The following is a 14,076-nucleotide window of genomic DNA, read 5'->3' on the forward strand; positions in this document are numbered from 1 at the left end:
CACATGCTGCAGATGACGACGTGATCCCTGTTAAAAACACGCTCTCGTTTTTTAATGCCCTGCTGCAGGCCAATGTAAAAGCTGAAATGCATATCCTGCAATCCGGCGGCCATGGCTTTGCCCTGAATGATCTGAACAGCAGGGATAATTGGTTCAGGATGTTTAAAAGCTGGCTAACCGAAAATGGATTTTGAAGATGAAAGCTGTTTTGCAAAAGCTACTTCATTAAATTTCCGGGGGTACTTTAAATAAACAGCTAACAACATTTCTGCGGGCAACCGGGCATTAACGAATGCCACTCCGGGCCTGCACAAAGATTTCCGGATAAAGCACTACCTTTGGTATGCTAACGAATTGTAATCCCCAAAACTTAATCCCGTTCTCTATGGAAAACGAAAAATCCCCAGGTGAAGTTATTGGAATGCTGATATCCTTCGCAGGCCTTATAATGATGTTAATTGGCGCGATTAAACATAATATAACAATTGGAGGAACCGGAACTGCTGTAGCCCTCCTCGGAAGAGTGGTAGGGAGTATTTTTAAGTGAGGCTTTTAAAGTTGCCGTACTTCGCCCGGCCTTATGGATTGGCTGGTCAGTTGGTAATCAATACTGGTTATACTCTTCTTCCTCATTATCATTTTCCATATCCCCTTCATCTTCTTCCAGGTCTTCATCATCCTGTAACTGATGTTGCCAGCAAAGCTGATTGGGATTATCAGTCATATTTTTACATCTCCTTCCCTGCCTGGTTCTCCCCATACATTGAACCGCGGAAGGAACATTTGTAAAACAGCCGTCACCCTTACCGATTATGTGAATTTCATAGTCGTACCCTTTATCGGATGTAAAGGACGCCAATCCCTGATCATCTAACGTTGCGCCCGAAAAATGTTCGCTATCCAGCCACCCTCCGTTTGGAAAATTTATCCGGGTAACTTCATTATCTTCTACGGCAACTGTCAGCGTGTAACTTGAATGCGTACCCGTATTGGGATTATAAAACGCAACCTCTGCACAATAAATATCATCCGGGTACTCCTGTATTTCATCACTGTTATCTGAATAATCCTGTACCTGGTCAGTGCCCGGCGGGGTATTATTCACAAAGCGCGAGGGTAACTCCAAAGAGGAATTATTATTAAAAGACTCATGGGAGTCGCTGTTAGTTGTATGATTCCCGCAACTAACAAGAAAAAAAATAAAAGTGATGGACGCTACAAGATACTTCATGGCTACAGAGATACGCATTGGGGGAGTTTAAACACTTATAGGCAATATAAGTAAAATAATGTTAATGGCTATTGCTGTTTAAATAGTCTGCACGAAGATTTCGGTAACGTTCTCGGTGATTTATATGCCCCTTACATGCGAAATAAGCCATTTCGGGTGTATTTTGGTTGAGGAAAACAATATCAGCCAAAAAGATTCAGGAATGTAAGACGAAGAAGAAGCCTGTTATCCACGCTGTCATTTTCAGGCAGGCAATATTCCAATTAATTGCGAAAAGGTGAAATGCCACACTTCGGAAAAATACCCGGATGTTATCCGGTGGGCCATGCTTTCCGTTAACTGTAGCATTTGGAATTGAGGGAGTGAAATACCTGGAGAATAAATAATGCAACAATATTTATGAAAAGATTTCTACTTCTTCTGTTACCTGTAATACTGCTGATCAACAGCGTTGATAGCAGCAATGCCTACGGCCAATCCCCGGCTGTGGCCACCTGGGCGCTTACTGCAAACCAGCAGGCGGTCACCAGCGGAAATATTACCGCTGCTGCACAACTCCTGAATGGCCTGTCGCATTACGATTATATTTCCGGTGGGGAACGTACCATTCCCACGGCGGGGTCCTGGCCTGCACAATCGGCGCCGGACAGTTCCAGGTCCATGATATACCGGGTAGCGCCCGCAACCGGCAACAGTATTACCATCAATGAGATCGGGATATCCCTCAGCTTCAATGGCTCCAGTGCAGCAAGGGTAAACCTGGCCTGGTCAACGGATAGTATCCACTTTACAACAGTAACACCCGATTTTGCACTGGCCTCTTCTTCCACACCAACGGCTTATACCTTCGGGCACCTGGATATCCATGTGCCCGCCGGCAGCACTTTGTATTTCCGGGTGTCGCCCTGGACCAGCAGTGTGATCACCGGTAAATACCTGGTAACAAAAAATGTGATCATTAAAGGCACCACCAACCCGGCGCCTGTAGCCACATGGCCACTCACCGCGGATCAGCAGGCAACTGCCAGCGGGAATATCACTGCGGGAGCGCAAACACTCAGCAATCTTACCCTGAGCGGTTATACCAGCGGGCAACAACTATTACCCGCCACCGGCAGCTGGCCGGCTGCAACTGCGCCCGATCATAACAGGTATGCCCAGTTTACCATCGCACCCCTTACCGGCAGCGCATTCACGTTAACAGACCTCTCCCTCTCGCTGGCTTTTGCCGCTACCAGTGGTAAAGCTAAAATTTCATGGTCGGTTAATGGGACCGACTATACGGAGATTGACACCACGTTGAATTTAACTACTAACGCTACCGTATATACGCTGGGTAACTTGAACATCACGGCAACCACCGGGCAAACACTGTACCTCCGCCTACTCCCCTGGAGCAGCGCCGCACAGGGCAATATACCACTCACCATAAAAAACGTAACGGTATCAGGCTATAGCTATGTAGTGCCAGCCATCACCTGGGCGCTTACCACCGGGCAGGATGCCACCGTAACCGGCGATGTAACGGCCACGCCCCAATCGCTCACCGGGCTGAAAGTGAATAACTACATTTCCGGCAGCGGCGGACAACGACTATTACCACCGGATAGCACCTGGCCCGCGGAAACCGCTCCTGCTACAGGAAGGTATATACAATACACCGCCTCACCAGTAACGGGCAACAGCCTGGTGGTACAGCAGATCACCGTGCCCCTGGCATTCAACTCATCGGCGTATGCACATGCTAGGATCTGCTGGTCGGCCGACGGCAGCACTTTTACCGACCTGGCAAGCGATCAGCTCCTGGTATCCGGTACTAACCCTGTTGCCTATACGTTCAGTAACCTGAACATAGATATTCCACAGGGCAAATCCTTATACCTGAGAGTATATCCATGGACTACCAGCGCCATCACCAGTAAATACCTGGTAACAAAAAATGTAATGATCAGCGGCACTACCTATCCTTTCCGGCAAATTGCTTTTCCTGGTGCAGAAGGCGGTGGCAGGTTTGCCAAAGGAGGCCGTGGAGGCAGCGTGTACTATGTCACCAATCTTAATAACTCCGGCACAGGCAGTTTAAGGGACGCGGTCAGCCAGCCTAACCGCACTGTAATGTTCAAAGTGTCCGGCACCATATACCTGTTAAGCCCGATTGTAATTTTACAGGACAACATCACCATTGCCGGGCAAACAGCGCCCGGCGATGGTATTTGCCTGGCTAATTACGGCCTGGGCATCAGGGCCAATAACATAATTATCAGGTACCTCCGGAGTCGCCCGGGAGATATTATCCTGAACCCCGGGGATACTGCCAAAGCAGTGGATGCCATGTATAACAATTTTGGTAATCCCGTTACAAAACCGTTCTCCAATATTATCGTGGACCATTGTTCCCTGAGCTGGTCTACCGATGAAGCAGGATCATTCTATGCCATCTCCAATTTCACCCTGCAATGGAGCATACTGAGCGAAAGCCTGTATAAGTCCATCCATGTAAAAGAAACACCGCATGGTTACGGCGGCATCTGGGGCGGCCAGCAAGCCTCCTTTCATCACAACCTGCTGGCCAGCCATAGTAACCGGAATCCCCGCTTCTCCGGCAGCGCTAATACCGGGCAGCCGGAACTGGAATATGTCGACTTCAGGAACAACGTGATATATAACTGGGTAGGCACCACTTATGGCGGCGCCGGCGGCCACCAGAATATGGTGAACAATTATTACAAACCCGGCCCCGCTACTACCGGTAGTTCCTCCTGCGCTACTGCCAACAGGCGGCATCGTATCCTCTTCTATACTACCTACAGCGTATCGCTGGGTGGAGATACTATTCCCGGCGGAAAATTTTATATCAAGGGTAACTATGTACCAGGCTATCCCTGCGTGGAAGAGCCCAACGATTCATCCGACAATAACTGGGTATATGGCGTGCATCCCGATAATCTCCCCGGCTCCGCGGAAGCTCTCGCTACTGCCAGGGTAAACACTCCATTTGCACATAGCCCCGTAACCACGCAAACCGCTACCGATGCTTACATTGCAGTAACCGGCAATGCCGGCGCTTCTTTGCCAAGAAGGGATACGGTAGACCGCCGCATTGTAAGAGAAACACTCACCGGCACCGCAACTTATGAGGATAGCAGCTACCAGGCCGAAGGCATGGGCCACCCCTCGGGGATCATCAACAGCCAGAACACCGTAGGCGGATGGCCCACCTTAACATCCACCACCTACCCGGATGATACAGATAATGACGGCCTGCCCAACTGGTGGGAACTGATGACAGGTAGCGATTCCACCGGCATTGCCGCCAATACAACCGGCAGCAACGGCTTTACCATGCTGGAAAATTATCTCAATGGTATCCAGTCGCCCGATCAGCAGGTAACCTTTACCCAGGCATCTGCAAGTCTTACCGGTGGCGACACCGTGAAGATCAATTTTGATATCGATTGGGCCAAAGACCAGTTCCGCTTCGGCATCTACCGCTCAGCTGATAATGTATCCTTCACAAAGATCAGCGAGCTGCCCTCCAACATCAACAAAACACATTACATAATAGAAGACGCGAATGCACCGCAACAAACGCTTTACTATAAGATAGGCAGTTACAGGACAGATGGCCAGGGCGCCATCGTATACAGCAATACCATCAGTATCGACAACGCCCTGCAGGCGCGGCAAGCGGTAGATACTACCCTGTTCCGCTCCCTGCCTGCCACCAACGGGATGGTAGTGAAAGAAATAAAAAAAGAAAACCAGCTGATCATCTTCCCAAATCCTGTCACCAACAAACTGGTGATACGCCACCCGCCGGTAAAAGGAAATGCAGGCATCTCCCTGTACACCATGAGCGGCCTTAGAGTGAAAACATGCGTGGTGGCGCCGGGCGCTACGGAAACAAGGATCAATACCGGGGAACTGATAAGTGGCTCCTACCTGCTGGTAATGGATAGCGCAGGTACCAGGAGCGGATTGGTGTTTATAAAACAGTAAGGAACAGATATTAATTTTCAAATGATTGTTATGATGGATAAGCAGAATTTCATGCAACCGCTGTCGCGAATTTTACTGGCCTGTGTAATGCTGTGTTTTACGACAGCGCTGTTTGCGCAGTCGCACGAAACCACGATAACAGGCACCGTTACCTCAGCCGCAGATAAAGTGCCGCTGATAGGCGTAACCGTAAAAGTAAAAGATGGTAAAGCTGCCGCCATCACCGATGAGAAAGGACATTACCGCCTGAAGGCGCCGTCTTCAGCAGAGAAACTGGTATTCACCTATACCGGTCATGCGGCAAAGGAAGTATCCATCAACGGCAGAACCATCATCAATGCAGTGCTGGAAACAGAGATCAGGAACATCAATGATGTGGTGGTAGTAGGTTATGCTACCGTAAAACGAAAAGACCTCACCGGTGCAGTATCGTCCGTGAATGCAAAAGAACTGAAAGATATACCGGTGAACTCCGCAGCAGAAGCGCTTACAGGGCGACTGGCAGGTGTACAGATCACCTCCTCCGAAGGTAAGCCCGGCTCCGATTTTAATATCAGGATAAGAGGCGGCGGCTCTGTAACACAGGATAATTCCCCCTTGTACATTATCGACGGCGTGCAGGTAGAAGATGGTTTCTCCGGTATATCCCCACAGGACATTGCATCGGTAGATGTACTGAAAGACGCCTCCGCTACCGCCATCTACGGCGCAAGAGGCGCTAACGGTGTGGTAATTATTACTACCAAAACCGGGAAAGAAGGCAGAACCGTAGTGAGTTACAACGGCATGATGGGCATCCGGAAGCTGCCAAAACAACTGGACGTAATGGACCCTTACAATTTTGTGCAGTACCAGTATGAACGCAGTCGCGGGCTCACGGCCGACAGCGCTGCTTTTGATAACATGTATGGCACCGACCTGGAGAAATACCGGAACATTCCTGAAATAGACTGGCAGGATAATGTATTTGGCCGTAATGCACTGATGCAAACGCATAATGCAAGTATTGCGGGAGGCACCCAGAACACAAGATATAATCTCAGCTATACCAATAACCAGGAAGAAGGCATCATGATCAATTCCGACCTGAAAAGAAACCTGGTTAACTTCAAGTTTGATCATACCGCCAACAGTAAACTACGTATAGGATTCAACGTTAGGTACAGCGATGAAACTTCCAGCGGAGCCGGTTCATCCAACGAAGGGGCCTCTGCTTACAACGGCTTGCGGCATACCATCAAATACCGCCCCTTTAATTTGGACGATACCAACGCGGAAGAAGTGGATGATGTGGACTATTACAATGATACCAATGCGGGAAATGGTTTGGGGATCATTAACCCGGTATTACTGAACAACGCACAGTACCGGAAAAAATATACAAAGATCCTCAACATCGGCGGTTACCTGAACTATACTTTTAACAAGCATTTTTCTTTCAGAACAACCGTAGGGTTTGACCGTAACAACCAGGAACAACAGGCATTCGACGGCTCCGTTACTTCCAATTCCAGGCTGAACGGCGCCAACCTTCCGCTCATCAGCGATATTACTATCAACCGCAATTCCTTCAACAATTCAAACGTGCTTACTTACCGGAACAACGGTACTAAAGGACATCATGTGAATGTGCTGCTGGGAAATGAAATATATAATACCTCCAGCAATATGCTGGATAATGAACTGAGATATTTCCCCGCGGGGATCACGCCTGAAAAAGCCTTTGGCCAGTTTAACCTGGGCACTACAGTGCCGTTGTTCCCTAAAACAACCATCGCGGAAAGCAGCCTGTTATCTTTCTTTACAAAAGTAAATTACGATTACCAGGACAAATACCTGGCAAGTATCAGTTTGCGTGCAGACGGTTCCTCCAAGTTCGCACCGGATAAGCGATGGGGCTACTTTCCATCGGCAGCTTTATCATGGAGAATTTCCCAGGAGGATTTTATGAAAGATGTATCATTCATATCTGACCTGAAGCTCCGCCTTAGTTACGGGCTCGCAGGAAATAACCGTATTGCCGACTACCTGTACCTGAATACTTACTTTGCCAATGCACAGTATTCCCTGAATGAACAGATCATACCGGGATATGTAGCGAGCAGTCTTGCCAGTAAGGACCTTAAATGGGAAACCACCATTTCCCGCAATGCCGGCCTGGATGCCGCCTTCTTCGGCAACCGTCTGCAACTGACCGCAGATGTGTACTATAACAAGGTAAAAGATCTCCTGATACCTATACGTATTCCAACCAGCTCCGGTTATTCAGAGCAGCTGCAGAATGTAGGCACTACTTCCAACAGGGGGGTGGAGCTGCAACTAAGCGGCGCCGTTATTCAAAAGAAAAACTTCAGCTGGAACGCTACTTTTAATATCGCATTCAACAGGAACAAGGTAGAGGCGCTTTCCAGCTACCTTACACAGTTCTACCGGAACTCCGGGTTTGGTATCTCCGGGCAGCCGGCAGATTATATTGTAAGAACAGGTGAACCCGTAGGTTCTATGTACGGGTTTGTGAACGATGGCTTTTACAAGCTGGACGACTTCAACTACGATGCCAGCACCAGGATCTATACCTTAAAAGAAGGCGTTACCGATGTTTCCGGCGTAATAGGCGTAGCCCAACCCGGATGGATGAAACTAAAGGATCTGAACGGTGATGGTATCATCGATGAAAATGATAAAACCATCATCGGGAATGCCAATCCCAAATACACAGGAGGCCTGAACCAGCAATTTGTTTACAAAAATTTTGACCTGAGCGTATTCCTCAACTTCGTGGTGGGCAACAGTATCCTCAATGCCAACAAAATAGAATTCACCAACGCCTATTCCCGCAATACCAATATGCTGGCCATTATGGAAGACCGCTGGCGCACAGTAGACGCCAGTGGGAAAGTAATGCAGCAGGTAATTACCGTTGGCGGTAAACAAGTGGTAACAGGCGCTTCCCCCGAGCAGCTGGCAGCGCTGAACGGCAACGCCAGAATATGGATGCCTATTTCCGGTGCAGGCGCCTTCTATCCCACTTCCTGGGCAGTGGAAGACGGGTCCTTCCTCCGGGTGAACAATGTGACCCTGGGGTACACCTTCCCTGCACAGCAACTTGGCAAAATTAAGATCAGCAGTTTGCGTGTATACGTTACCGGTAACAACCTCGCCGTGCTCACCCGTTATTCGGGTTATGATCCCGAGGTGAACACGCGCCGCGCTACGCCTGTTACGCCTGGCGTAGACTACTCCGCCTATCCGCGCAGCCGCTCTTTCTTTTTTGGTATTAACCTTACATTATAAAGATTATGGAGAATATGACAGCAAGGGAAAAATTGTATTACACTGCCTGGATGATAGTGCTCATTCCAATACTGATGGGTACTGCCGCCTGCAGAAAATACCTCGACAAAACGCCTCCTTCCGCATTTGACGAGCAATATGTTTTCGGAAGCGTGCCTAATGCCACCAGCGCCGTTATAGGCGCCTATGAGCCATTGTCGGGCACACAGGCCTATGGCAGCCGGCTTAGTTTAATGTATCCTTACGATACAGACGAAATGATAGGCGTTACCAATACTACAGCGCCTGACAACAGTTCCAGGGACCTCTCCCGCTACAACCTGCAGCCCACCAACGCGCAACTGGCAGGCCCTTTCCAGCAGTTGTATATTGGCGTGGAGCGCGCCAATATCTGTATCAAAAACATTCCTGCCATGGAACTGTACAGTAAAGGCAGCGCCACTGAACAAGCAGCACTGCGCCGCTTATATGGAGAGTCGCTTACCCTGAGAGCGCAGTATTACCTGGAGCTGATCCGGAACTGGGGAGATGTGCCGGCACCTTTCATTCCCTCCATTGACCAGACAGACCTGTTCCTCGCAAAAATGGACCGCGACAGCATCTACGACCGCCTGCTGGGTGATCTCAAAACGGCAGAAGACCTGGTGCCCTGGCGGGGCGAGCCCGGCGTAACAGCAGACGAACGGATCACCAAAGGCGCCGTAAAAGGGCTGCGTGCAAGGATCGCCCTGTTCAGGGGCGGCTATTCCCTGCGCCGCAGTTCACGTAAAATGGAACGCAGCAGCAATTACACCGACTTCTACAAAATTGCCAGGGATGAATGCTATGATATCATGCAGCGCCGCGATAAACATACCCTGAATCCCAGCTTCCAGGCCGTATTTAAAGATGGTCTTGATTCCTATAAACAGGATCCTTTTGGAGAAGTGATCTTTGAAATAGCAATGGGCGCCGGCCTCACCGGCAACCTCGGGTATTACGACGGCCCAAGATTTTATGTGCCCGGCAACGCAGCCCAGCTGGGCAATAGCTCCATACGCGTTATTCCTACTTATTTCTATTCCTTTGATTCAGTGGATACCCGCCGCGATGTAACCACCGCTCCCTACTACAATAATGCAGACAGATCCAAAACCGTACAAACACTGGTGAATATGACCAGCGGAAAGTTCCGGGCCGACTGGATCACACCGGCGCCCACCACCACTTCCCAGCAACTGGGCATCAACTGGCCGGTACTGCGTTTTTCTGATATCCTGCTGATGTTTGCAGAAGCAGAAAATGAACTGAACAACGGCCCCACTGCAGCCGCCATCAGCGCATACGAGGAAGTAAGAAAAAGAGGATTCAAAGGCAATGAAGATAAAATAGGCACTACACCAGCCTCCAAAGAAGCATTTTTTAATGCCCTTGTAAATGAGCGATCTTTTGAATTCGGCGGAGAAGGGATCCGCAAATATGACCTGATCCGCTGGAACCTGCTACACCAGAAAATATTAGAAACAAGGGCTAACTATACGAAAATGATGAACAAACAGGCGCCATACAATACATTGCCGCAGGTAGTTTATTATAAAACAGGATCACAAACAATCATATGGGGAAGCTCCCTTTACCAGCCCTCTCCTGCTGCGGCTCCTCCCGGTGGTTATGCAAAAGCCAACTGGGTAAGTTCTATCACCGCATCATGGATCACCAATGTAGCGCAGCTTTTTACGCCGAACCGTAATGAATTGTTGCCCATACCTCAAACGTCGATAGAAGCGAATCATAATCTTACACAGGATTATGGATATTGATCAAAACAGGTGCAGTTGCCGCCGGGAGCTCTGGCAACTGCACCTGTTTTTATTTAAAGAAGGGTAATCCCATCGCCTTCAATTCCCGCACTGCCAATCCCGCTATCTCACTGGCTCCTCTTTCATTCAGATGCGTATCATCCTGCTTCCCGTCGGGCAATTTGGGAAATACGCCCGGCTGGATATATACAAACAACTTTTTGGATTCTTCCGGACCATAACTTTCAACAAGCTCGCCTGATGCCTTGTAAAGATCTACCAGCGGCACCTTCATTTCAGCCGCCAGTTCCCGTACCACCGGGATATAATCTCCCAACGTATCTTCCAGCTTTCCATTGGTACCAAATTTACGCCTTACAATAGAAGTGAATAATACAGGATACGCTCCTTTTGCCCTGGTTTCATTAATATACCCGATCAGGTTCTGACGGTAAGTAGTGCGCGGGTCCGTATGCCTGGCAGTATCGCTTTTCTGATCATTAGGGCCAAACATGATAAAAACATAATCGCCGGCCTGTACACTGTCGATCACCTTTTGCCAATGCCCTTCACTGCGGTAGCTTTTAGAGCTTCTGCCACTCCTTGCTGCGTTGTGTATAACAACAGGCCCGGTAAAATACTCCCGCGCCATCTGCATCCATCCGCGTATAGGATAAAGACTACTACCCCCAAATGAAGTCAGGTATTTTTCATCATAATCACACATGGTAGAATCACCGATGGAAAAGATATTGATCTTCTTTTGCTGTGGAATAAAGCTGCAAAGTAAGAGGCATACACCTAACAGCAGCATACTCTTTTTTGTATTCATCTGCATATAAAAAATATTTCCGGTTGATAAAATATCCAGGTATTAAATATACTTGGATATTTTTTTTCACCTTTTAAAACAGCGAGAACGTTACCGGAGATTTATGCGGTTCAAACCTTGCCCCGCTTCTTTTTATTACCTATTTTGGAGTATGCAAGATCATCATTTTTCCCGCAGAAAATTTTTGTATTCCGGCGCCATAACATTAACTGGCATTGCAGCGGCAGCTACTTTACCGGCATGGGCATTGGCCGCACCAGGCGCCGCTCCCGTTAAAGCCGGGCTGATAGGCACCGGTAACCGCGGCAGCGGCATCGCCAGGCTGCTGAAGAAAAATCCCGCCCTTGAAATAGTTGCCTGCTGTGATATCATCCCCGCCAACCTGCAAAAGGGTATGGCCCTCGCAGCAAAAGGCGCTAAAGCCTATACCGACTATCGTAAGCTGCTCGAAAATAAAGAAGTGGAAGCCGTGATCATCGCTACGCCACTCTACCTGCACTATGATATGGCAAAAGATGCATTGGATGCCGGTAAACATGTATACGTGGAAAAAACCATGACCTATGATATCCCGCAGGCATTACAACTGGTAAACCAGGTAAGGAAATCCGGGCTGGTACTCCAGGTAGGACATCAATACCGGTACTATGCCCTTTATCACCGCGTAAAAGAGATCATTGCACAAAACTGGCTGGGTACTGTTACCCATTTCGAGTGCCAGTACCATCGCAATTCCAACTGGAGGAACCCCGTGCCTGATCCGGCCATGGAACGCCTTATCAACTGGCGCATGTACCGTGAATACTCCGGTGGCCTGGTAGCAGAGCTCTGCGGGCACCAGATCGATATTGTAAATTATATCCTGGACAGCCACCCGCTTCGCGTGGTAGGTATGGGCGGTATCGATTACTGGAAAGACGGGCGTGAAACCTGGGATAATGTGCGCACCGTATTTGAGTATCCCGGCGGTATAAAATCAAGCGTCTCGTCTATCCTTAGCAACGCCTATAACGGATATGCCATCAGGGTGCTGGGAAACCGCGGTACACTTGAAATACAACGCGACAAGGCATTTATTTACAGTGAAGATGTAAAAAAAGTACTGGATACTGTAGACGGCGTAACCGGCGCCACCAGGACAGACGGTCCCCCGGGCCAGGGAATGCCACTGGCGTTCGGGAAAGCAGGCGAGCCGGTACCTGAACCTACCACTTCTGCATTAATCGACTTTGCCGCCTGCATCAGGAACAAAAAAAAGCCCGTATCCGGTGTGGAAAGCGGGAAAGATGCCGCCGTGGCGGTACATATGGCTAATCATGCCATTGAAACCGGCGCCAGCCAGCACTGGAAAGCGGAGTATAATATATAATTCTTATTTCTATAGCCCGTCTATCCCCTTCAGGCATCGGCTTATGAATGCGCTTCCCAGGTTGCGCTATTGGCGGCCTTATGCTTCCATTTGTACCAGGTAGGTGGGCGATGGCCATTACCCGGCCCTGCCCGCCTGCTGGTAGCGACGCAGTTTGGGCAGGCGCTCCTTTTTATTATCCGGAAACAACTAACCGAATTCAGCTGCCAGAATACCATACATGTACGCGTCATGCCATCCATCTTCCAGTGGCAGCGCCTTCCGTTTAACACCTTCCCGTGTCATCCCTACCTTCTCCATTACACGATACGATCCTGTATTATGAATACTGCAGCCACATTCTATTCTATGCAGTTTTAACGAACCAAAACCAAAGGCCAATATACTGTTCATAGCCTCTGTAGCATAGCCTCGTCCCCAATATTCCGGCAGAAGTTTGTACCATACTTCTGCTTTTCTATACTTTACTTCTCCCCGATCCAATGAAATGACACCCACAAAACAACCATCTGCCCGGTTGATGATAGCTGCCGTGTATTGCTCTCTGTTAGTGGCTTCCTGCTGTACAGACCATCCATCTACAAGCAACTTTGTTGCCGCCTCGTTCTCCGGGTACCCGCTTGGATTATATTTCACCGTTTCAGGCATCATATACAACCGGTGTAATGCCTCCCAATCGCTTCTTGAAAAATCGCGGATTAACAACCTGGAAGATTGAATATTAAGGTTCATTTTATTATACTGCTTATTGAAGTTTACTATTTACCTTCACCATAGTGAAAGTGTGTGTTGACATTGAATTCATCGTTTTCATAACTTCTTAAAAAATACTCATTAGTTGGTATTCTTTTCTAAAATAGTTATATTTATCTTCATATAAAATAATATCCCTTATTTACCCATAATACCAAAAGAAAAGCGCTACCCCAGAAAACTGCCGCTGCTATTTTGGCCCTGAATTTCAAACAATCCCTCATCCTAATAAACAAACTATGAAACAAGTAGGCAAATTCCTGTTGTTAGAGGTAGATGAATTCAAGAAATGGTTATCCCTTTTCCACCCTGTAAGGACTATCTCGCATATTCAACAACACCACACCTGGATTCCCTCTTACAAACATTTTGACGGCGACAATCACTTTAAGCTATGCGACAGTATGGAACAAAGCCACATTAAAAGAGGCTTTGATGAAATTGCGCAGAACCTGACCACATTTCCGGATGGAAAGATCATGATTTGCCGCAGCCTGGACAAACAACCTGCCGGGATACATTTAGCCAACAAAGGAGGTATTTGTATAGAAAATACCGGCGACTTTGATAAAGGGCGTGATATGATGACTGAAACGCAGAAAAACACTATCATTACTTTAACCGGTTTACTGCTGAAGAAATTCAATATCACCCCCAATAGTCAAACCCTGGTATACCACCACTGGTTTGACCTGGAAACCGGGAAAAGAAAAGTAACCGACGAACCAGACAGTATCAAAACATGCCCTGGTACTAACTTCTTCGGCGGCAATACCGTAAAAGCCTATAACGATAATTTTTTGCCCCTCTTTAAATAAAC

Annotated in this window: 10 protein-coding genes; 7 read left to right on the forward strand and 3 right to left on the reverse strand. The window is 48.3% G+C overall.

The features are described 5' to 3' along the window. Both VIM72_RS24675 and VIM72_RS24680 read left to right on the forward strand, forming a co-directional pair. On the forward strand, window positions 1-194 hold a 194-nt coding region (locus VIM72_RS24675), incomplete at its 5' end, for an alpha/beta hydrolase family protein (protein WP_332005490.1). Between the two features lie 191 nt (window positions 195-385). Then, window positions 386-547, forward strand: coding sequence for a hypothetical protein (locus tag VIM72_RS24680; protein ID WP_332005491.1), 162 nt, complete (start codon window positions 386-388; stop codon window positions 545-547). A gap of 57 nt (window positions 548-604) precedes the next feature. Here VIM72_RS24680 and VIM72_RS24685 read toward each other — a convergent pair whose 3' ends face one another. After that, window positions 605-1,249, reverse strand: coding sequence for a hypothetical protein (locus VIM72_RS24685; RefSeq protein WP_332005492.1), 645 nt, complete (start codon window positions 1,247-1,249; stop codon window positions 605-607). A gap of 381 nt (window positions 1,250-1,630) precedes the next feature. On the opposite strand from VIM72_RS24685, the gene VIM72_RS24690 reads away from it, so the two are divergent. Genes VIM72_RS24690 through VIM72_RS24700 form a run of 3 tightly spaced genes read left to right on the forward strand, consistent with a single transcriptional unit; the run spans window position 1,631 to window position 10,323 of the window. Further along, window positions 1,631-5,230 carry a T9SS type A sorting domain-containing protein gene (locus VIM72_RS24690; protein WP_332005493.1) on the forward strand — a complete coding sequence of 1,200 codons (3,600 nt, stop codon included), beginning with the start codon at window positions 1,631-1,633 and terminating at the stop codon, window positions 5,228-5,230. A gap of 30 nt (window positions 5,231-5,260) precedes the next feature. Continuing rightward, entirely contained in the window at window positions 5,261-8,524 is a 3,264-nt protein-coding gene (locus VIM72_RS24695) for a TonB-dependent receptor (RefSeq protein WP_332005494.1), read from the forward strand. A 5-nt stretch (window positions 8,525-8,529) separates the two neighbouring features. After that, window positions 8,530-10,323, forward strand: a complete 1,794-nt coding sequence (locus tag VIM72_RS24700; protein WP_332005495.1) for a RagB/SusD family nutrient uptake outer membrane protein — start codon at window positions 8,530-8,532, stop codon at window positions 10,321-10,323. A 49-nt stretch (window positions 10,324-10,372) separates the two neighbouring features. On the opposite strand, the gene VIM72_RS24705 is transcribed toward VIM72_RS24700, so the two are convergent. Next, window positions 10,373-11,140, reverse strand: coding sequence for a rhamnogalacturonan acetylesterase (locus VIM72_RS24705; protein WP_332005496.1), 768 nt, complete (start codon window positions 11,138-11,140; stop codon window positions 10,373-10,375). Between the two features lie 145 nt (window positions 11,141-11,285). Here VIM72_RS24705 and VIM72_RS24710 point away from each other — a divergent pair, with 145 nt between their 5' ends. Continuing rightward, window positions 11,286-12,503: a Gfo/Idh/MocA family oxidoreductase gene (locus VIM72_RS24710; RefSeq protein WP_332005497.1), complete on the forward strand. Its 1,218-nt coding sequence runs from the start codon at window positions 11,286-11,288 to the stop codon at window positions 12,501-12,503. A 189-nt stretch (window positions 12,504-12,692) separates the two neighbouring features. Here the strand turns inward: VIM72_RS24710 and VIM72_RS24715 are convergent, their stop codons facing one another. Beyond that, entirely contained in the window at window positions 12,693-13,235 is a 543-nt protein-coding gene (locus VIM72_RS24715; protein WP_332005498.1) for a GNAT family protein, read from the reverse strand. A gap of 260 nt (window positions 13,236-13,495) precedes the next feature. Between VIM72_RS24715 and VIM72_RS24720 the strand changes: the two genes are divergently transcribed. Next, window positions 13,496-14,074, forward strand: a complete 579-nt coding sequence (locus tag VIM72_RS24720) for a peptidoglycan recognition protein family protein (protein ID WP_332005499.1) — start codon at window positions 13,496-13,498, stop codon at window positions 14,072-14,074. Window positions 14,075-14,076 lie beyond the last annotated feature (2 nt).

The organism is Chitinophaga sp., assembly GCF_036569185.1.
Taxonomy (GTDB): Bacteria; Bacteroidota; Bacteroidia; order Chitinophagales; family Chitinophagaceae; genus Chitinophaga.

Bases quoted from the DNA above. Each gene is read 5' to 3' on its own strand.
- VIM72_RS24680 (WP_332005491.1), top strand. From the start codon at position 386: ATGGAAAACGAAAAATCCCCAGGTGAAGTTATTGGAATGCTGATATCC.
- VIM72_RS24685 (WP_332005492.1), bottom strand. From the start codon at position 1,249: ATGCGTATCTCTGTAGCCATGAAGTATCTTGTAGCGTCCATCACTTTT.
- VIM72_RS24690 (WP_332005493.1), top strand. From the start codon at position 1,631: ATGAAAAGATTTCTACTTCTTCTGTTACCTGTAATACTGCTGATCAAC.
- VIM72_RS24695 (WP_332005494.1), top strand. From the start codon at position 5,261: ATGATGGATAAGCAGAATTTCATGCAACCGCTGTCGCGAATTTTACTG.
- VIM72_RS24700 (WP_332005495.1), top strand. From the start codon at position 8,530: ATGGAGAATATGACAGCAAGGGAAAAATTGTATTACACTGCCTGGATG.
- VIM72_RS24705 (WP_332005496.1), bottom strand. From the start codon at position 11,140: ATGCAGATGAATACAAAAAAGAGTATGCTGCTGTTAGGTGTATGCCTC.
- VIM72_RS24710 (WP_332005497.1), top strand. From the start codon at position 11,286: ATGCAAGATCATCATTTTTCCCGCAGAAAATTTTTGTATTCCGGCGCC.
- VIM72_RS24715 (WP_332005498.1), bottom strand. From the start codon at position 13,235: ATGAACCTTAATATTCAATCTTCCAGGTTGTTAATCCGCGATTTTTCA.
- VIM72_RS24720 (WP_332005499.1), top strand. From the start codon at position 13,496: ATGAAACAAGTAGGCAAATTCCTGTTGTTAGAGGTAGATGAATTCAAG.